This window comes from Hyphomonas sp. (assembly GCF_046313735.1).
GTDB lineage: Bacteria > Pseudomonadota > Alphaproteobacteria > Caulobacterales > Hyphomonadaceae > Hyphomonas.
The window spans coordinates 72,519-89,991 of the sequence record NZ_JBKBXW010000001.1; the positions used below are offsets into that span (position 1 = coordinate 72,519).

At 66.3% G+C, this 17,473-nt stretch carries 18 protein-coding genes; 7 read left to right on the forward strand and 11 right to left on the reverse strand.

Annotation, left to right across the window (positions count from 1 at the left end; translation table 11 throughout):
* Positions 1–78: 78 nt before the first annotated feature.
* Entirely contained in the window at positions 79–2,313 is a 2,235-nt protein-coding gene (parC, locus tag ACK4SV_RS00360; protein ID WP_409915793.1) for a DNA topoisomerase IV subunit A, read from the forward strand.
* A gap of 134 nt (positions 2,314–2,447) precedes the next feature.
* On the opposite strand, the gene ACK4SV_RS00365 is transcribed toward parC, so the two are convergent.
* On the reverse strand, positions 2,448–3,197 hold the full coding sequence (locus tag ACK4SV_RS00365) for an SIR2 family NAD-dependent protein deacylase (protein ID WP_409915794.1): 750 nt from the start codon (positions 3,195–3,197) through the stop codon (positions 2,448–2,450).
* A 105-nt stretch (positions 3,198–3,302) separates the two neighbouring features.
* On the opposite strand from ACK4SV_RS00365, the gene ACK4SV_RS00370 reads away from it, so the two are divergent.
* From ACK4SV_RS00370 to ACK4SV_RS00380, 3 genes are all read left to right on the forward strand, one after another.
* Positions 3,303–3,866, forward strand: coding sequence for a LemA family protein (locus tag ACK4SV_RS00370; protein WP_409915795.1), 564 nt, complete (start codon positions 3,303–3,305; stop codon positions 3,864–3,866).
* A gap of 149 nt (positions 3,867–4,015) precedes the next feature.
* Positions 4,016–4,639 (forward strand): hypothetical protein, encoded by a 624-nt coding sequence (locus ACK4SV_RS00375; protein WP_409915796.1) that lies wholly within the window; start codon positions 4,016–4,018, stop codon positions 4,637–4,639.
* A gap of 56 nt (positions 4,640–4,695) precedes the next feature.
* Entirely contained in the window at positions 4,696–4,968 is a 273-nt protein-coding gene (locus tag ACK4SV_RS00380; RefSeq protein WP_409915797.1) for a hypothetical protein, read from the forward strand.
* Positions 4,969–5,074: 106 nt separating this feature from the next.
* Here the strand turns inward: ACK4SV_RS00380 and ACK4SV_RS00385 are convergent, their stop codons facing one another.
* From ACK4SV_RS00385 to ACK4SV_RS00415, 7 genes are all read right to left on the reverse strand, one after another.
* Entirely contained in the window at positions 5,075–6,244 is a 1,170-nt protein-coding gene (locus ACK4SV_RS00385) for a hypothetical protein (protein ID WP_409915798.1), read from the reverse strand.
* Between the two features lie 104 nt (positions 6,245–6,348).
* Complete coding sequence (locus ACK4SV_RS00390) at positions 6,349–7,485, reverse strand: aminotransferase class I/II-fold pyridoxal phosphate-dependent enzyme (RefSeq protein ID WP_409915799.1); 1,137 nt, start codon at positions 7,483–7,485, stop codon at positions 6,349–6,351.
* Between the two features lie 14 nt (positions 7,486–7,499).
* A complete protein-coding gene (locus tag ACK4SV_RS00395; RefSeq protein ID WP_409915800.1) occupies positions 7,500–9,083 on the reverse strand; it encodes a TRAP transporter large permease subunit in 1,584 nt (527 codons plus the stop codon).
* Positions 9,073–9,744: a TRAP transporter small permease subunit gene (locus tag ACK4SV_RS00400; protein ID WP_409915801.1), complete on the reverse strand. Its 672-nt coding sequence runs from the start codon at positions 9,742–9,744 to the stop codon at positions 9,073–9,075. The genes ACK4SV_RS00395 and ACK4SV_RS00400 overlap by 11 nt, the downstream gene beginning before the upstream one ends.
* A gap of 24 nt (positions 9,745–9,768) precedes the next feature.
* Positions 9,769–10,878 carry a TRAP transporter substrate-binding protein gene (locus tag ACK4SV_RS00405; protein WP_409915802.1) on the reverse strand — a complete coding sequence of 370 codons (1,110 nt, stop codon included), beginning with the start codon at positions 10,876–10,878 and terminating at the stop codon, positions 9,769–9,771.
* A gap of 53 nt (positions 10,879–10,931) precedes the next feature.
* Positions 10,932–11,690 carry an arginyltransferase gene (locus ACK4SV_RS00410; RefSeq protein ID WP_409915803.1) on the reverse strand — a complete coding sequence of 253 codons (759 nt, stop codon included), beginning with the start codon at positions 11,688–11,690 and terminating at the stop codon, positions 10,932–10,934.
* A gap of 105 nt (positions 11,691–11,795) precedes the next feature.
* Entirely contained in the window at positions 11,796–12,479 is a 684-nt protein-coding gene (locus ACK4SV_RS00415) for an OmpA family protein (protein ID WP_409915804.1), read from the reverse strand.
* A 146-nt stretch (positions 12,480–12,625) separates the two neighbouring features.
* Here ACK4SV_RS00415 and ACK4SV_RS00420 point away from each other — a divergent pair, with 146 nt between their 5' ends.
* Positions 12,626–13,489, forward strand: a complete 864-nt coding sequence (locus ACK4SV_RS00420; protein ID WP_409915805.1) for an NAD(P)-dependent oxidoreductase — start codon at positions 12,626–12,628, stop codon at positions 13,487–13,489.
* Between the two features lie 50 nt (positions 13,490–13,539).
* Positions 13,540–13,980, forward strand: coding sequence for a DUF1801 domain-containing protein (locus ACK4SV_RS00425; RefSeq protein ID WP_409915806.1), 441 nt, complete (start codon positions 13,540–13,542; stop codon positions 13,978–13,980).
* 30 nt (positions 13,981–14,010) lie between these two features.
* Here the strand turns inward: ACK4SV_RS00425 and ACK4SV_RS00430 are convergent, their stop codons facing one another.
* On the reverse strand, positions 14,011–14,586 hold the full coding sequence (locus ACK4SV_RS00430; RefSeq protein WP_409915807.1) for a hypothetical protein: 576 nt from the start codon (positions 14,584–14,586) through the stop codon (positions 14,011–14,013).
* A 124-nt stretch (positions 14,587–14,710) separates the two neighbouring features.
* Positions 14,711–15,706 (reverse strand): porphobilinogen synthase, encoded by a 996-nt coding sequence (gene hemB / locus ACK4SV_RS00435; protein WP_409915808.1) that lies wholly within the window; start codon positions 15,704–15,706, stop codon positions 14,711–14,713.
* A gap of 106 nt (positions 15,707–15,812) precedes the next feature.
* On the opposite strand from hemB, the gene ACK4SV_RS00440 reads away from it, so the two are divergent.
* On the forward strand, positions 15,813–16,892 hold the full coding sequence (locus ACK4SV_RS00440; RefSeq protein ID WP_409915809.1) for a toll/interleukin-1 receptor domain-containing protein: 1,080 nt from the start codon (positions 15,813–15,815) through the stop codon (positions 16,890–16,892).
* Here the strand turns inward: ACK4SV_RS00440 and ACK4SV_RS00445 are convergent.
* On the reverse strand, positions 16,889–17,434 hold the full coding sequence (locus ACK4SV_RS00445; protein WP_409915810.1) for a GNAT family N-acetyltransferase: 546 nt from the start codon (positions 17,432–17,434) through the stop codon (positions 16,889–16,891). The two genes, ACK4SV_RS00440 and ACK4SV_RS00445, sit on opposite strands and share 4 nt — an antisense overlap.
* Between the last annotated feature and the right edge of the window lie 39 nt (positions 17,435–17,473).

The following is a 17,473-nucleotide window of genomic DNA, read 5'->3' on the forward strand; positions in this document are numbered from 1 at the left end:
GTGAGTCGGGGGCAGCGGGGACCCAGTCTGGCCCCCCAAACCGCACCAGAATGTGGCGAGACCTGCAAAGAGGACAGAATGTCGAAACGTGTGAGCGAGCCGCCGGAAGACCGGATCATCAATGAGCCGATGAGCGAGGCGCTGTCGAAGCGCTATCTCGCCTATGCGCTCTCCACGATCACGGCGCGGGCGCTGCCGGATGTGCGCGACGGGCTGAAGCCGGTGCAGCGGCGTATCCTCTACGGGATGCGCGTGCTGAGGCTGGACCCCGAGGGGGGCTACCGCAAGTGCGCCAAGATCGTCGGCGATGTGATGGGTAACTACCATCCGCATGGCGACAGCTCGATCTATGACACGCTGGTGCGCCTCGCGCAGGATTTCAACGTGCGCTACCGGCTGGTCGACGGGCAGGGCAATTTCGGCAATATCGACGGGGATTCCCCGGCCGCCTACCGCTATACCGAGGCGCGGATGACGCGCGCGGCAGAGCTGCTGATGGAGGGGCTGGACGAGAACGCGGTCGATTTCCGCCCGAACTATGCGGAGAATGATGAGGAGCCGGTCGTGCTGCCGGCGGGCTTCCCGAACCTGCTTGCCAATGGGGCGAGCGGGATTGCGGTCGGCATGGCGACGTCCATCCCGCCGCATAATGTGGCCGAGGTGATCGATGCGGCGCGCCACCTGATCGAGAAACCGAAGGCGACGACCGAAGAGCTGATGCAATTCGTTCAGGGGCCGGACTTTCCGACGGGCGGGGTGATCGTCGAGGATGCGGCCTCGATGCTGCAGACCTATGAGACCGGGCGGGGCGCGTTCCGCATCCGCGCACGCTGGCAGGTGGAGGATACCGGGCGGGGCACCTATCAGATCATCGTGACGGAGATACCGTATCAGGTTCAGAAGTCGCGCCTCCTTGAGAAACTGTCTGAACTGCTGGAAGCGAAGAAAGTTCCGCTGCTGGAAGATGTGCGCGACGAAAGCGCGGAGGATGTGCGCCTTGTTCTGGTGCCGCGCGCGAAGACGGTGGAGCCGGACGTGCTGATGGAGAGCCTGTTCAAGGTCTGTGATCTTGAGACACGGTTTTCCATGAACATGAACGTGCTGCACAAGGGCGCGCCGCAGGTGATGGGGCTGCGCCAGGTGCTGCAGGCCTACCTTGATCATCGCCGCGAAGTGGTGGTGCGCCGGGCGGAGTTCCGGCTGGATAAAATCGAGAAGCGGCTGCACATCCTGGAAGGCTTCCTGAAGGCCTATCTCAACATTGATGAGGTGATCCGCATCATCCGGACCGAGGATGAACCCAAGCCCGTGCTGATGGAACGGTTCAGGATTTCCGACATCCAGGCCGAGGCGATCCTGAACCTCAGGCTGCGCGCGCTGCGCAAGCTGGAAGAGATGGAAATTCAGGGCGAGCACACCAAGCTCACCGAGGAGCGCGACGAGCTGGTCAAGCTGCTCGGCTCCGAGCGGCGGCAGTGGACGCGGGTGTCGAAGGAATTGCTGGCGGCGCGGGGGGAGTTTGATCCATCAACGGAGCTTGGCCGCCGGCGCGCGACGTTCGAGGCGGCGCCCGAGGTGGACCTTGCGGCGGCGCTGGAAGCTTCGCGGCCGAAGGAGCCGGTGACGGTGGTGCTCTCGGCGCAGGGCTGGATCCGGGGCATTAAGGGGCACGGGATTGATCCGGAGACGGTCAAATTCAAGGAAGGCGACGGGCCGGGCTTTACCGCCGAAGTGATGAGTACCGACCGGATCGTGTTCATGTCGTCGGATGGGCGGGCGTTCCTGCTGGCGGCGGACCGGCTGCCGGGCGGGCGCGGGCATGGCGAGCCGATCCGGCTGTCGATCGAGCTGGAGGACAATGTCGCCATCGTCGACATGTTCCGGTTTGATGCGGGGCGCCGGCGCGTGATGGCGTCTTCGGCCGGGTACGGATTTGTTGTTCCGGAGGCGGAGCTTGAATCCAACCGCAAGGCGGGCAAGCAAATCGTCAATACCGGCGAGGGCGTGCTGAAATGCTGCCCGGTGGTGGAGGGCGACATGATCGCGGTGGTCGGCACGAACCGGAAGCTGCTGATCTTCCCGCTGGCGGACCTGCCGGAAATGCCGCGCGGCAAGGGTAACAAGCTGCAATCCTATAGCGGCGGGGCGGAACTGGCTGACCTCATGACCTTCGACAAGCGCGACGGGCTGATCGTGCGCACGGGCGAACGTTTCCGCGCCTTCGAGGAGTGGAAGGAGTGGAAAGGCCAGCGCGCGCAGGCCGGCAAGATGGTGCCGAAGGGCTTCCCGCGGGGCGGGACGTTCGGGGGGTAGGGCTCGCGATGCCTTTGAACCCCTCTCCCCAGGGAGAGGGGCAGGGGTGAGGGGGCTGCGTCGCAGGTGTTGATTGGTGGGGAGAGCGCGCGCTCCCTCACCCCCAACCCCCTCTCCCTCAAGGGAGAGGGGGCTTAGAGCCGCTCCATCACGGCGCTCATCAGGGGGCCGATTTCGGTGTTTAGGACAAGGTCTGCATACGGATCGTGGTCGGTTTCCTCGCGGTTGACGATGGCGAGGCGGGAGCCGGCTTCGCGGGCGATGAGGGGCAGGCCGGCGGCGGGGTAGACGACTAGGGAAGAGCCGAGGACGAGGAACAGGTCGGCGAGCATTGCTTCTTCGGTGGCGCGTTCCATTTCGGCTTCGGGCATGGCCTGGCCGAAGGAGATGGTGGCCGATTTCACAAGGCCGGTGCAGAAGAGGCAGGTGATGTCTTCATCCGCTTCCCAGCGCGGGCGCAGGGCGTCGAATTCATACCGCTTGCCGCAATTGAGGCAGCGGGCATAGCTGGCATTGCCGTGGACCTCGATGACCTTGTCCGGGTGGATGCCGGATTCCTGGTGGAGGTTGTCGACATTCTGGGTGATGACGCTGGTGACCTTGCCGAGATCGACGAGGCGGGCGACGGCGTAGTGGCCGGTGTTGGGCGAGGCGCCCGTCCAGCCGGCGGTGCGGTTGAAGACGCGGTTCCAGGATTCGCGGCGGGCCTCGCGGGAGGCGACAAAATCCTGGAACATGATCGGCTTCATCTTTGACCAGACCCCACCGGGGGAGCGGAAATCCGGGATGCCGCTCTCGGTGGAGATGCCGGCGCCGGTGAACACCACCACGCGGGAGGCATCCTGGATGAGGCGGGCGAGGGAGTCGGCAGCGCGGTCAGTCATGAGGCCGATGCTACACGATCTGGCGCAGGCCGCTAGCCGCAGGGTTGCGGAAATGGGCGGGCGCCGCTAGGGCAGGAGGCAGAGACTCGCGCGTGGGAGGCCCCGATGGAAGCGTTTTATGTGATACTCGGCATCATCGTTGCGGTGATCGGGGCGATCATCCTGATTTACAACGGGCTGGTGATGAAGCGCCAGCGGGTGAACCAGGCGTTCGCCGATGTCGATGTGCAGCTGAAACAGCGCCAGAACCTGATCCCGAACCTCGTCGAAACTGTCCGCGGCTATGCCAAGCATGAGCAGGAAACGCTGCAGCAGGTGATCGCGGCGCGCAACGCCGCGCAGGCGGCGGGGTCGGCGGGCGAGAAGGCGGTGGCCGAGGGCGTGCTGACGCAGGCGCTGGGCAAGCTGTTTGCCCTGGCCGAGGCCTATCCGGACCTCAAGGCGAACACCAACTTCCTGCAGCTGCAGCAGCAGCTTTCCTCGATCGAGGACAAGCTGGCGGCGGCGCGGCGGTTCTACAACTCGGCCGTGCAGGATTATAACACTTCGCGCGAGCAGTTCCCGGGATCGCTGATCGCCGGCGCGTTCAATTTCGAGGGCCGCGAATTCTTCGATGTCGGCACCGAGAGCCGCGCGGCGATGGACGAGCCGCCGAAGGTCAGCTTCTGAGCGCTTTCAGGGCGCTTTTCTGGGCGCGGCTGCGACCTTTCCGGAATGACATGATGCGGGCGATGGACAGGGGCGCGGGGCTCTGCTCAGTGTTGTGTTCCGTGTGCGGTGTTGTTTGGCGCCGTGCCTGCTTGAAAGGCTTTTAGTTCATGCGCTCCCTGACCCTGATTCCGATGGTCCTTCTTGTGCTGGCGGCGTGCTCGCCCGCGGAGGCGCCTGTGCCAGCGGCAGAGAGTGCGGGGGTGGCGGCGCCGGCTGCGCCCGCGGGGGCCGCGCCGGGCGAGCTGGATCCCGGCTCGCTCGACCTGTCGCAGATTGCGCTGGCGATGCGCATTCCGGAGGCGTTTCAGGCGCGCGAGGCGGGGGCGTATCTGCAGATTGTCGTCACCAATGATCGGCTCGGCGTGGATATCGCCGAGGACTTCCCGATGGTGACGACGCAGGATGTGGCGAGCCCGGCGCTGGCGGCGGAGGCGCGGCCGGGTTACCGGATCTGGACCTATGGCCTGCGGGCGGAAGATGCGCCGCGCCTGAACGCGATCAGCGCGGAGCTCTCGCGCCTGCGCGCGGAGGCGCCGGGGGAGAATGAGCTGTCCTTCGGCGCGGTGGCGGCGGGCTGCTGGAACGAGCCGGAAGCGACGCCGGAGAGCCTGCGGCGCACCCTCTACATCCGCATCGCGCCGGAGGGGGATTTCCAGGTGTTCGTGCCGGAGGAAGACTATGCGCCGGGCGCGCTTCCGGGGCTCGACAGTTTCTGGGCGGCGTGCGGCTGAGGCGCGCTTGACGGGCATGGCCCGAGCGGGCTGGTCTGTGGTATCCTCGCGGCGCGATGAGTGATGCGCTTGGCCCCGGCGATCTGGTTCTCTGCGTCAATGCGGCGCCCAACCACATGACGGGCGAGCCCGTGCCGCTGGTGGCGGGCGAGACCTACCGGGTGCACGATATCTGGGCGTTCATGTGCCCGTGCGGGCGCTCGGACGCGCTCCTCGATGTGGGCATCGGCTTTGCCTGGTGCGAAAGCCGGTTCCGGAAGTTGCCGAAGCCGAAGGCGCGGGCGAAGGGGCGGAAGGCGGGGGCGCCGAAGGTGGTGGAGAAGGTTTGAGGGGAAATCGTAGGGCGGATAGAGCAAAGCGAAATCCGCCATCGCGAAACACATGCCTCAGAGTGTCGGATTTCGGCCTGCGGCCTCTATCCGACCTACGAGTTGCTCAGTGAACGGTGCGCGCGGAATTCGTGGTGAGGCGCATTTTGAAGGTGCCGCAGCAATCGAGTGCTTCGCTGCTGATCCAGATGGGTCTCTGATCAGCACTTGTAACCCGAAGCCAGGCTTCATCCGGCGATCTGTCGAATACGGCGATAGGGTCCCACCCGCCGAACGGATGCCGGCTGACGCTCAGCGTCGGCACACCCGCTTCTCCCGGGAACCAGAACAGGAGTGTTGCGCCATCGATCTCGGGCCAGTTGCCCGAATGCCCCTGCAAGCGCAGCCAGCCGATGCGATCGCCCTCCGGAGCATCGAGGATCTCGGACATGAAATAGGTCGCGGTACTGTAACGAGGCATCGGACTGTCGTCATACAGATCGGAATAAAAGAATGCCGCGAAAGGCGCGGAAGATAGGGGGTCTCCTTCCGTCACCTGCTGCAGAGGGACGTTCTCCCGGTCACCTTCGACAAACCCTTCCGCAAAGGACCAGACCGGCTCCGCGGTCGGGCTCCTGGCGGTTTGCCAATTGCACATCGAGACGGGCATTTCCGGTGCCGGGCAGATCGGGAAATTGATGGCCGCATACACCGCGTCCTCGCTTTCGGGCTCGGCGCAGAAGCGGTCCAGAATGTCCTTGTCGGATTGCTGCTCCTCGCAAGTTCCATACAGTTCAACACCTTCACCGCTCAGATGCAGCATCGTGACGAACGTATCCGAGAGCCCCATGGCAATCAGCCTGGTGTCGGACAGGCTGAGATGATCCTTCTCTCCGTTGCTTGAAGCGGGCGCTGCCTGATCAACCGTGTCCGGGTCATCGCTGTCCTGCGAGAGGGCAGGTGCCGGTCCGGACGCATGGGTATCCGATTTCATTGTGCTGTATGACGCGATTGCCAGCGGAAACAGTGCGACTGCCGTGCCCAGTGTCATCAGGGCCAACAGGCCTGCCCGCCGGTAGCGGGCAACGGCCATATGATAACCGGCGGCAACGGCGAGCCCGGCGGCTGCGGAAGCGGCGCCAAGATGCAGCCAGTGCAAGGTGCTGCTGACCAGGGTCGGGGCAGCTCGAAGACCCATTCCGCCCAAGGCACTGAAAAGATACGCGCCGCATGACAGGGCGATCAACACGCCGGCGATGAGTACGCCTGCGACGAACCGGATAACTCGAAGTGTCAAAACGCTCGCTCCGCCCATGCCATGGCCGGGAAGACCATAGCAGATCGGAGTTAAAGGCCGGTTTCGGCGATGTCCCGCCGCTTGAGAGTGTCCTGCTAACCCAATCACCGCCTCTGCTGCGCCGCGAACCATGGGGTCAGGAGGCCTATGGCTTCTTTGATTTCCGGCGTTGAGAGCGCGAAGGAGAAGCGCATGAAGTGGTGGCCGTCGATGGGGTCGAAGTCGATGCCGGGGGCGGTGGCGACGCCGGTGTCTTCCAGGAGCTTCAGGCAGAAGGACAGGCTGTCACCCGTAAACCGGGAAATGTCCGCATAGATATAAAAGGCGCCGTCCGGCGGGGCGATGCGCTCGAGGCCGAGGGCGGGCAGGGCGGCGAGCAGCAGTTCGCGGTTGCGGGCGTAGACGGCGACATGGCCGTCCAGTTCGTCCCTCGCGTCCATCGCAGCGAGGCCGGCATGCTGGGCGAGCGAGGGCGCGGTGAGGAAGAGGTTGCCGGCGAACATTGCGGTGCGCGCAGCAGCCTCTTCGGGCGAGACGAGCCAGCCGAGGCGCCAGCCAGCCATCGAGAAGTATTTCGAGAAGCTGTTGACGACATAGGCTTCCGGGTGGACTTCGAGGATCGAGTGGATCTTCGGGCCATAGGAAAGCCCGTGATAGATCTCGTCGGAGATGAGGGTGGCCGACAAGTCGCGGCAGAGGGCGGAAATCTCCGCAAGCTCCGAGAACGGAAGGATCGTGCCGGTCGGGTTGGCGGGGCTGGCTAGGATGACGCCTTTGGGTGGCTCCGGCAGCGCGCGCAGGGCGGCGGCGGAAAGCTGGTAGCGGGCGTCCTCGCCGCAGGGCATTTCGACGGGCACCATGTTCAGGGCAAGGATGGTATTGCGATAGGCGACATAGCCCGGCCGGGCGAGCGCGATACGGTCGCCGGGGCGGAAGGCGCTGGCGAGGGCCAGGACGAGGGCGGGCGAGGCGCCGCAGGTGAGAGCGATCCGGTCGGGTGTCACGTCCACGCCATAGGTGTCGCGGTAGTGCCGGGAGATGCGGGCTTTGAGCGGCGCGCTTTCCCAATAGCCCATGGCTTCGGTGTCGAGGATGGTGTGGGCGGCCTCGATGGCGCGGGCGGGCGCGCCGGTGGAGGGCTGGCCGAATTCCATGTGCAGGATGCGCCGGCCTTCGGACTTCAGGGCATGGGCGCGGCGGCTGATGCGGATTGCCTCGAACGGCGCGATGGATTGGGGCATTGTGTGTGTACGGCCTATCTCGCCGCGATGCTGGGCAGCCAGGTGGCGAGGCTGGGGACAGTGGCGACGATGAGGATGAGGAGCAGCTGGAGCCCGATGAACGGCAGCGCGCCCTGCCAGATCTGCATTGTGGTGACTGAAGGTGGGGCGGCGCCGCGCAGGTAGAACAGCGCAAAGCCGAAGGGCGGGGTGAGGAAGCTCGTCTGCAGGTTCAGCGCCATCAGGATGCCGAGCCAGATGGGGTCGAAGCCCATCAGGATCAGCGGCGGGGCGACGAGCGGCACGACGACAAAGACGATCTCGATGAAGTCGAGGAAAAATCCGAGGACGAACATCACCAGCATCGCCATGGCGAGCGCGCCCCATTTGCCGCCGGGGATGGCGGCGAGGAGGCCGGCGACGAGTTCGTCGCCGTCAAAGCCGCGGAAGACGAGGCTGAACAGCGAGGCGCCGATGAGGATGAGGAACACCATCGAGGTGATGTGGACGGCGCTTTTCAGGGCGGGCTGCAATTGCCGGGCCCGGCGCAGGACGAGGAGGCCGGCGCCGACCGCGGCGAACAGGGCGAGGCAGGCGAGCACGGTGATGGCCATGCCGGCGGCCTCTGCGCCGGTATGGGTGGCGGAGCCTGCGCGCAGGTCGAGCAGGTTGCGCAGGAGGAGGATGAGGACGAGGCTGGCGAGGCCGAGCAGCATGACAGGCGTGAGGCGGCTTTCGGCTTCGCGCGCAAGGCGGAGGCCCGCGAGGAGGATGGCGCCGCCGGCGCCGATGGCGGCGGCCTCGGTCGGCGGGGCGATGCCGCCGAGGATGGAGCCGAGGACGGCGACGATAAGGGCGAGCGGCGCGCCAAGGCCGAGGGCGACTTCGCGGAAGGTGAGCGCAGGCGTGTCGCTCTCGAGGCGCGCCGGGGGGCAGGCCTGCGGGCGCAGGAAAGCCATCACCGTAATCCAGAGGAGGTAAAGCGCGACGAGGATCAGGCCGGGGATAAGCGCGCCGGCGAAGAGGTCTCCCACCGAGACGACGGCCGAGCCGCCGCCGGTGCGCAGGCTCGCCTGGCTGGCGGCGTTGGAGATGGCGTCGGCCAGCAGGATGAGGACGATGGAGGGCGGGATGATCTGGCCGAGCGTGCCGGAGGCGGCGATGGTGCCGGTGGCGAGGCGCGGGTCGTATCCCTGGCGCAGCATCGAGGGCAGGGCGATCAGCGTCATGGTGATGACGGTGGCGCCGACGATGCCGGTGGAGGCGGCGAGCAGGGTGCCGACGAGGACGACGGCATAGCCGAGACCGCCGCGCACACGGGAAAGGAGCCGGCTGGCGATGGCGAGCAGGTCTTCGGCCACGCGCGAGCGTTCAAGGATGACGCCCATGATGACGAAGAGCGGGACAGCGATCAGCGTCTGGCTCTGCATGATGGAGCCGCCTTCGATGCGGCTGGGGAAAGCGAGCAGGAAGGATTCCGGGAAGACGCCGAAGGCGATGCCGATGAGGGCGAAGATCAGCGCGACGCCGCCGAGGGTGAGCGCGACGGGAAAGCCCATCAGCAGCGCGCCGATGGCGGTGAGGAACATCGCGATGGCGAGGACGGCTTCAAACTCCACGGGCGCCTCCGTGGGGTTCGGTTTCAGTGGGCTCTGCGGGGGCCAGCGCGCCGGTGAGGCGTAGGGCGGCCTTGATCGCTTCGGAGAGGCCCTGCGCCATCAGGAGGACGGCAAAGGCGGGCACGAGGGTCTTGAACAGGAAGAGAATCGGCAGGCCGTCAGACTCGCGGGAGCCTTCGAGCAGCAGCCAGGAACGGGCAAGGCCCGCCTCGCCCGTCATCAGGATGCGGACGCAGATGGGGAAGAGGAAAAGGTAGATGCCGGCCAGCTCGATCCAGTTGCGGCCAGCCTCGCCGAAGCGGGGGCGCAGGATGTCGACGCGGACATGCGCGCCGTCGCGCAGGGCAGCGGCCGCGCCGAGCATGAACATGGCGGCGAAGGCGTAGGTGACGGTCTCGTTCAGCCAGCTGAAGGACAGGCTGAAGGCGTAGCGCAGGAAGACGACGCCGAGCTGGGCGAAGACGAGGACGAGGGCGGCGAGGATCGCTGCGCCGAGGGCGGCGCCGCTGATCCGGTCGATGAAGGCGCTTAGGCGCAGGGCGAACCGGTCGATGAGGCCGGGGGCGCTGACGGCGATGAGGGGGATGAGGAACAGCGGCAGGCTGGCGATGCCGAGCCATTTGAGGCCGGCGCCGATCGTGAGGAAGATGCTGGAATCCATGCTGCGCCCGCCCCGGAATGCCGCTTACTTGCCGCGCGCGCGGGCGGCGTAATACGGCCCGTCCGAGATGTCCGACCAGCCGCGCATGAGTTTGAGCGCACGTTCATAGCTGTCGTAGATGCGCTTCTCGAGGCCGCTGCGCCCGCTGGCGGCGCGAATGTCATAGGAGGCTTCGGAGATACGCTGCATCACATCGTCCGGCAGGGAGCGCAGGCGGACATTGTGCCGGGTGGTGAGGAGTTCGAGATGGACCGAGTTCTGATAGGTGAATTCGCCGAGGGAGAGATGGTTCACGGATTCGCAGGCGGATTTGAAGATCATCTGTTCGGTCTCGTTGAGACTGTCCCAGACACGGCGGTTGATGCCGACGGCGAGGCCGGCGCCGGGTTCCTGGAAGCCGGGGCCGTAATAGAAGGGCGCCTCGCGGTGGAAGCCGAGGGCGTAGTCGTTCCAAGGGCCGACCCATTCGGCGGCGTCGATGGCGCCGGTCTGGAGGGCCTGGTAGATTTCCCCGCCGGCGAGGGCGATGGAGGCGCCGCCGAGCGCGCGGATGACTTCGCCGCCCTGTCCGGGGATGCGCATCTTGAGGCCGGCCATGTCGGCGAGGGAGCGGATCTCGCGGCGGAACCAGCCGCCCATCTGGTGGCCGGTATTGGCGCCCTGAAGGGATTTGATGCCGAACTGGCCGGACAGCTCGTCCCAGAGTTCCTGTCCGCCGCCGAAATCGATCCAGCCCATCAGCTCCTGCGCGGTCATGCCGAAGGGAACGGAAGTGAAGAAGGGATAGGCGCTCGACTTGGCGGTCCAGTAATATTCGGCGCCGTGATACATGTCGGCTGAGCCATTGGCGACGGCGTCGAAGGATTCAAACGGCGGCACGAGTTCGCCGGCGGCGAAGACGCGGATTTCGATGAAGCCGTCGGTCATCTGGCTGATGCGTTCGGCGACACGTTCGGCGGCTGTGCCGAGGCCGGGCAGGCCCTTGGGCCAGGTGGTGACCATGTTGAAGCGGCGCCGGTTGCGGGTGATGGCCGGGGTGGCGAGCACCGCGCCGGCTTTCGGCGTGGAAAAGGTGGCGGCGGCGCCGGCTGCGCCAAGGGCGCCTGCGCCGATCAGGTTGCGGCGGTTGATCATCGAGCCCTCCCCGGGGCGGGGCGGCGGTCTGGAGCGCCGCTTGTCCGCCGGAACTATTCGTCGTCTCTCAAGGGCCGCCAGCGGTCGCCGTCAAGCACTTCCAGCGGTTTGTAGCGGCGCTTGTAGTCCATCTTCGGGCTGCCCTTGACCCAGTAGCCGAGATAGAGGTGGGGCAGGCCATGCTCATGCGCGTGGCGGATATGGTCGAGGATCAGGAAGTGGCCGAGGCTCTGGCTGGTCAGCTCCGGATCGAAGAAGGTGTAGACCATCGAGAAGCCGTCGCGGAGGATGTCCGTGATCGCGGCGGCGACGAGGCGGGAGTCCGGGTCCGGGCCGTCGCGGTATTCGAAGATGAGGCTCTGCACCGGGCTGCCGCCGACCATGGCGACATAATCCCGGTAGGACATGTCGGACATGCCGCCATTGTCATGGCGGGTGGAGACATAGTGTTTCAGCAGGCGGAACTGCTCGCGGGTTGCCTGCGGCGGGGCCGGGCGGCGCACAAGATGGGCGTTGCGGGCAAGGGTGCGCCGGTCGCCGCGGCTGGGGGCGAAGGCGCGGGTATCGACCCGCACGCTGCGGCAGGCATTGCAGCGGGCGCAGGCGGGGCGGTAGGCGATCGACTGGCTGCGCCGGAAGCCGGACTGGCTGAGCACATTGTGGATCGCGTCCGCATCCGGGACGGCGAGGTTGGTGAAAGCCTTGCGTTCCTTCAGCCCGGGCAAATAGGGGCAGGGGCTGGGGTTCGTGACGTAGAACCTCAGCGACCGCTCAAGGCCCGCCGGCAGAAGATGTGAATCTGAAAACTTCATGTGGCCTGACGATACACCGGACGGCGAATCCGCCAAGGGGCGATTTCGTGGCAAGGCTTGCCGGATGCCCTGAATGCGCAGGGCATGTGCTTGCGGAGTGACAGATCAGGGGGCTGTGTGCAGCTCGAGGCTGATGCGCCGGTTGGCGGCAAGGTGAGGCTGGCCGGGGGCCAGCGGGCGGGTGTCGGCATAGCCGGTGACGGCGCGGATGCGCCCTGCCGGCAGGCCGGAGGCGGTCAGGAGGCGCCGGGCCTCATTGGCGCGGGCGGAGGCGAGGTCCCAGTTGGTGAATTCGGCGCCCGAAAGCGTAAACGCATCGGTATGGCCCTCGATGGAGACCTCGTTCGGCAGGGCGGCGATGAGGGCGGAGACCTCTGCGAGGAGGGTGCGGCCCTCGGCATTGAGGGCGCCGCTGCCGGTTTCGAACAGGGGGCGGCCGGCGGTATCGACAAGTTCGAGGCGCAGGCCATCGGGCAAGGCGGTAAGCTGCAGGCTGTCGCCGGCGCGTTTCAGCGTTTCGGAGAGGTGGAGGAGCGCGGCGAGGCGTTCAGCTTCCGGCGCGGGGGCGGGATCTGCTGCAGAGGCTGCAGGGCGCGGCTTGTGGCTGAATTCGGCGGCGATGACGGCGCGGTCTTCGGTCGAGACGCCGCTGACGAGCCACATGAGCAGGAAGAAAGCCATGAGCGCGGTCAGGAAGTCGGCATAGGCCAGCTTCCAGGTGCCCGGCTTGCGGGCGGGCGTCGCAGGCCTTCTGCCTGCCTGCCGCCGCGAGGATGTGGCATACGCCATGGCTCTCTCTGCGTCCGATCATTCTGATGGATATGCCCTTTCTAACAGGGTGTGGTGAAGGTCACGCTTCGGGCAGGGGTGGGATTTTGATGAAATTCGATCTAATTGCCGGGACCCGGATGAGGGCTTGAAACAAGGAGACGGGCATGGCGCGCACGGCATTTCTGGGGCTGGGGGTGATGGGCTTCCATATGGCGGGCCATCTGGCGCGGGCGGGCCATCAGGTGGCGGTGTGGAACCGGACGCCGGAGAAGTCGCAGGCCTGGACCGGGGTGCACCGGGGCGAGGCGGCGAAGGACCCGGCGGCGGCCGTGTTCGGCGCCGAATTCGTGCTGATGTGCCTCGGCGATGACCCGGATGTGCGGGCCGTGTTCGAGGCGTTCGAGCCGAGCCTGGGGGCGGGGATGGTGGTGATCGACCACACAACCGCCTCGGCGGGCCTCGCGCGGGAGCTGGCGGCGCGCTGCCGGGCGAAGGGCGCGCATTTCGTGGATGCGCCGGTCTCCGGCGGAGAAGCTGGCGCGATCAATGGCAAGCTGACGGTGATGTGCGGGGGCGAGGAGGCAGCGTTTGCCGCGGCCGAGCCGGTGATGGCGGCGTTTTCCCGCAAAACCACGCATATCGGGCCGAGCGGGGCGGGGCAGCTCGCAAAATCAGTGAACCAGATCTGCATTGCCGGCATCGTGCAGGGCCTCGCCGAGGGGCTGCACTTTGCCGAGGCGGCGGGGCTGGATGCGGCCAGGGTGATCGAGGCGATCTCCGGCGGGGCGGCGCAGAGCTGGCAGATGGAGAACCGCTGGCAGAGCATGACCGAGGGGCGGTTTACGTTCGGCTTCGCAGTCGACTGGATGCGCAAGGATTTGCGCATCACGCTGGACGCGGCACGCGAGACCGGCGCGAGCCTGCCGCTGACGGCGATGGTGGACCAGTATTATGCCGATGTGCAGGCGATGGGCGGCGGGCGGTGGGATACCTCCAGCCTGATTGCGCGGCTCGGGCGGAAGGGCTGATTGCCAGCGGGTTCAGGGCGTCATAGCGTTCCGTGAACGGAGGGGACGGGATGGCGAAGGCGAAGACTGAACCGAAGACGAAGGCGACGGCCGTGTCACCGGCGGAGTTTATTGCCGGGCTGGAGGATGGGCCGCGCAAGGCGGATGCGGAGGTTTTGCTTGAATGGATGACCAAGGTCACGGGGCTCGCGCCGAAGATGTGGGGGCCGTCGATCATCGGGTTCGGGCGGTATGCCTCTACCTATGCGAGCGGCCATTCGGGCGAGATGTGCCTGACAGGTTTCAGCCCGCGCAAGGCCAACCTCGTTGTCTATGTGATGCCGGGCTATGAGGAGAAGGCGGAGATGCTGGCGCGGCTGGGCAGGCACAAGACCGGCAAGAGCTGCCTCTACATCAACAAGCTCTCGGACATCGACATGGATGTGCTGGCAGAGATCGTGAGCGGCGGCCTCGCCGAGATGCGCCGGACGCACCAGACCTGGGACGCGTGAGCGTGCCAGGCCTGGCGGGAGAGGGCACGCTCACTCTGCGATGAAGCGGGGGCAGTCGCGGATGAAATCGCGGAACGCCGCATCCGGTTCCGGCAGGGAGACAGCGACGGGCCGCAGGCCGCCGACCTCGACCTCTGCCGCCTGACGCTTGTAAACAGCATCGACGGCGGTGAAGGCCACTTCGTCCCGGGCGGCCTGGGCGACTTTCAGCCTTGGCCGGTACAGGAAGCGGGTGGTCTCGCGCGGACGTTCTCCGTCGACAACGAGCCGGCCGCTCATCTGGCGTACCTGCTGGCTGGAGGCGAAATAGGCCTCGTCGGCGAAATCCACCCCGTCGAGCGAGAACATGACCGCGAGGCCTTTTTCAGCGCTGCAGGTGAACAGGGCGCCGGGGCGGCTGGTGTCCAGCGTGTGCACCATGACGCCGGAATATCGGACCCGCCGCTCTTCCACCGGCTTGCGGCGATCGGCAGGGTCATAGACGTCGAAGGTGCGCAGGGTCCATGCGGCAGGCTCGGCGGCAACCGCGCTTGCGGCGGTGTTGGGCGAGGCTCCAGCCGACAGGGCGAGCCCGGCAACAAGGGCGGTGGCGATGAGATGGCGCATGGGCAAGGTCCTTCATATTCGTTTTTCAATCAATATTCATTGAAAAACAATATGTCAACGCGTTTCTGGTCTCATTGGGCATAGAATACGCCCCCTCGGACCCTTCCTGCAGGGTGGGGGGACTTCAGCCCAGCTTTTCCGCAGCCCGTTCGGCGAAGTAGGTGATGACCCCGGCCGCGCCGGCGCGTTTGAAGCAGAGGAGGGTTTCCATCATCACACGGTCGCCGTCGATCCAGCCATTCTGGGCGGCGGCCATGATCTGGGCGTACTCGCCGGAGACCTGGTAGGCGAGGGTGGGCACGCCGAAGGTGGAGGAGACGCGCTGGACGATGTCGAGATAGGGCAGGCCTGGCTTGACCATGACCATGTCGGCGCCCTCGGCAAGGTCCATGGCGACTTCGCGCAGGGCTTCGTCGCTGTTGGCGGGGTCCTGCTGGTAGGTTTTCTTGTCGCCTTTCAGGGCGGCGGCCGAGCCGATGGCTTCGCGGTAGGGGCCGTAGAAGCCGCTGGCATATTTGGCGGCGTAGGCGAGGATCATGGCGTTGGTGTAGCCTTCTTCCTCGAAGGCCTCGCGGATGGCGGCGATGCGCCCGTCCATCATGTCGGAGGGGGCGACGACATCGGCGCCGGCGGCGACATGGACGAGGGCCTGCTGGACGAGGCGCTCGACGGTGGCGTCATTCGGGATGGTGCCGTCCTCGTCGAGCAGGCCGTCATGGCCGTGGCTGGTATAGGCGTCGAGGGCCACATCGGTGATGAGGCCGACTTCCGGGGCGGCGTTCTTCATTTCCTTCAGAGCGCGGGGGACGAGGCCGTCCGGGCTGAGCGCGCCGGTGCCTTCGGGGTCTTTGCCGTCGGGGCCGATATAGGGAAAGAGCGCGATGGCCGGGATGCCGAGTTCGCTGGCGCGCTTTGCGGCGAGGCCGGCTTCCTTCACGCTCAGCCGGTCGACGCCCGGAAGCGAGGCGACGGGGACGCGGCCTTCGCCGTCATGGACGAAGACGGCCCAGACGAGATCGGCGGGGGTGAGTACGATTTCGGCGGCGAGGCTGCGCACCCAGGGGGCCTGGCGCAGGCGGCGCAGGCGGGTGAGCGGGAAGGTCTGGTTGTAGCCGGTCATGGGTCTCGCCGTTTCTGGAATTTTATGTGGGCCCAGCACTAATTGGCAAAGCCCCTAGCCGCAATCTTCAATCCCGTTTACCAAAGCCGGTGTCCGGGGACGCAAGATGCAACACGATTTCTTCCTGAGCTATCGGCGGACCGACCAGGCGCTCGCCCGCCAGCTGGTCGAGGCGCTGCGTGCCCGGGGCGGCCGGGTCTGGTGGGATGAGCATATCGAGGGCGGTGAGGACTGGCGCGAGGCCATCGTGTCGAACCTCGAAGCCTCGCGGACGCTAGTGATCCTGTTCTCGGAGGCGTGCAACAGCTCGCGCCAGCTGCGCAAGGAGCTGGCGATTGCCGACCTGCTGGACAAGCCGGTAATACCGGTGCTGATCGAGCCCACGACGCCCAAGGGGCATTACCTGTACGAGCTGGCGACGCGGAACTGGCTGCAGATCCATCCAAATCCCGAGACGCGGATCGAGGAGCTGAGCACAAGGTTGATGTCGGAGCTTGGCCCCGGCGCGGCGGCGCTGCCCGAACCTGTGATGGCGCGGGAGGAATCGGGCGGGCCGGACGCGGCGGAGGATCTGGAGCTTTCTCAGACTGCCCCCACAGAAGGGTCGCCGCAGCCGGCTGCCCCTCAGCCGCGCAAGAAAACACCGCCGCCGCCGCGCAAGGCCAAGGCCCGCAAGGATGAGGCGAAGCCGAAGGCGCGGCGCAATTTCCTCGCCTTCAAATGGTATGAGGTGCTGCTGGCGCTGCTGATCGCGGCCCTGCCCATCGCCGGCATGATGAGCCAGCCGGTGGAGGGGCGCAGGCAGACGCCGGAGATCCTGACGCTGGATTTCCTGCTGCTGCTGCTGCTGGTGCTGATTGTGGTTGCGGTGATCGTGTTCCCGTTCCGCTATTATTTCCGGCGGCTGAGGGCGCGCACGGCGCTGGGCTTCTATCTCGCGAGCGTCTGGTTCCTGTCCTGCGTCATGGGCGTGATTTCGGCGTTTCACCCGGAATTCATCAATGAGGGCCATGGGGTGGGCGGGAACGTCCTGCTCTACATCACCGTCTGGGGATTGATCACACTGGTCGTCTCGATCCCCGCCTTTGCGATCTATGGCGCGCTGCATTTCCAACGCAGCCTGCGGCAGGTGAAGGCCAATACCGAGATGATCGGGGCGCCGGAAGCCGGCGTGACAGCGGCCTAGAACAGGCTGGTCCTGCGGGCCATGAAACAGCGCTTCGAGACATCGAGGCCGCGCTCGGCCTGGGCCTCCTCGATCTGCAGCATCCAGGTTTCGTAGCGCCGCTTCGGCAGGATGCGGAAGCCGTGGAGCCGGTAGAAGGGCGCGTTCCAGGGCAGGTCGCGGAAGGTGGAGAGGAGGACGGTCTTGAGGCCGCGCTCCTTCGCCTCGGCGATGACGCGGGCGAGGAGGGCGGCTCCGAGGCCCTTGCGGCCATGATCCGGGTGGACGCTGATCTGGTCGAGATAGAGCGTGTTGCGCCGGAGGGAGGTGAGCGCAAAGCCGGCGAGGCGGCCCTTATAGTCGCGCACCGTGTGGAGGTGGCCGGCGGGGATCGCCGCCGCGAGGATGTCCTCGGGAACATGATCGCCGAGTTCGGCTTCCGGGATCAGGCCCGTGCCAGCGAAGAGCTGGCCAGCGGCGAGGTCTATGCGGACAAGGTCCGGGATTTCCTCCTGTGCGGCGCCGCACAGCTGGTAGTCAGCGGGGAGGTGGCGCATTGACATGAACGGGGCCTCGCGGACACATGCGGCCAGACCCATAAG

Excerpts from the sequence above, each read along its gene's own strand:
- ACK4SV_RS00390 (WP_409915799.1), bottom strand. The coding sequence starts at position 7,485 with ATGCCCCAATCCATCGCGCCGTTCGAGGCAATCCGCATCAGCCGCCGC.
- ACK4SV_RS00445 (WP_409915810.1), bottom strand. The coding sequence starts at position 17,434 with ATGTCAATGCGCCACCTCCCCGCTGACTACCAGCTGTGCGGCGCCGCA.
- ACK4SV_RS00405 (WP_409915802.1), bottom strand. The coding sequence starts at position 10,878 with ATGATCAACCGCCGCAACCTGATCGGCGCAGGCGCCCTTGGCGCAGCC.
- ACK4SV_RS00365 (WP_409915794.1), bottom strand. The coding sequence starts at position 3,197 with ATGACTGACCGCGCTGCCGACTCCCTCGCCCGCCTCATCCAGGATGCC.
- ACK4SV_RS00400 (WP_409915801.1), bottom strand. The coding sequence starts at position 9,744 with ATGGATTCCAGCATCTTCCTCACGATCGGCGCCGGCCTCAAATGGCTC.
- hemB (WP_409915808.1), bottom strand. The coding sequence starts at position 15,706 with ATGACCGGCTACAACCAGACCTTCCCGCTCACCCGCCTGCGCCGCCTG.
- ACK4SV_RS00415 (WP_409915804.1), bottom strand. The coding sequence starts at position 12,479 with ATGGCGTATGCCACATCCTCGCGGCGGCAGGCAGGCAGAAGGCCTGCG.
- ACK4SV_RS00425 (WP_409915806.1), top strand. The coding sequence starts at position 13,540 with ATGGCGAAGGCGAAGACTGAACCGAAGACGAAGGCGACGGCCGTGTCA.
- ACK4SV_RS00375 (WP_409915796.1), top strand. The coding sequence starts at position 4,016 with ATGCGCTCCCTGACCCTGATTCCGATGGTCCTTCTTGTGCTGGCGGCG.
- ACK4SV_RS00440 (WP_409915809.1), top strand. The coding sequence starts at position 15,813 with ATGCAACACGATTTCTTCCTGAGCTATCGGCGGACCGACCAGGCGCTC.
- ACK4SV_RS00430 (WP_409915807.1), bottom strand. The coding sequence starts at position 14,586 with ATGCGCCATCTCATCGCCACCGCCCTTGTTGCCGGGCTCGCCCTGTCG.
- ACK4SV_RS00380 (WP_409915797.1), top strand. The coding sequence starts at position 4,696 with ATGAGTGATGCGCTTGGCCCCGGCGATCTGGTTCTCTGCGTCAATGCG.
- ACK4SV_RS00370 (WP_409915795.1), top strand. The coding sequence starts at position 3,303 with ATGGAAGCGTTTTATGTGATACTCGGCATCATCGTTGCGGTGATCGGG.
- parC (WP_409915793.1), top strand. The coding sequence starts at position 79 with ATGTCGAAACGTGTGAGCGAGCCGCCGGAAGACCGGATCATCAATGAG.
- ACK4SV_RS00410 (WP_409915803.1), bottom strand. The coding sequence starts at position 11,690 with ATGAAGTTTTCAGATTCACATCTTCTGCCGGCGGGCCTTGAGCGGTCG.
- ACK4SV_RS00420 (WP_409915805.1), top strand. The coding sequence starts at position 12,626 with ATGGCGCGCACGGCATTTCTGGGGCTGGGGGTGATGGGCTTCCATATG.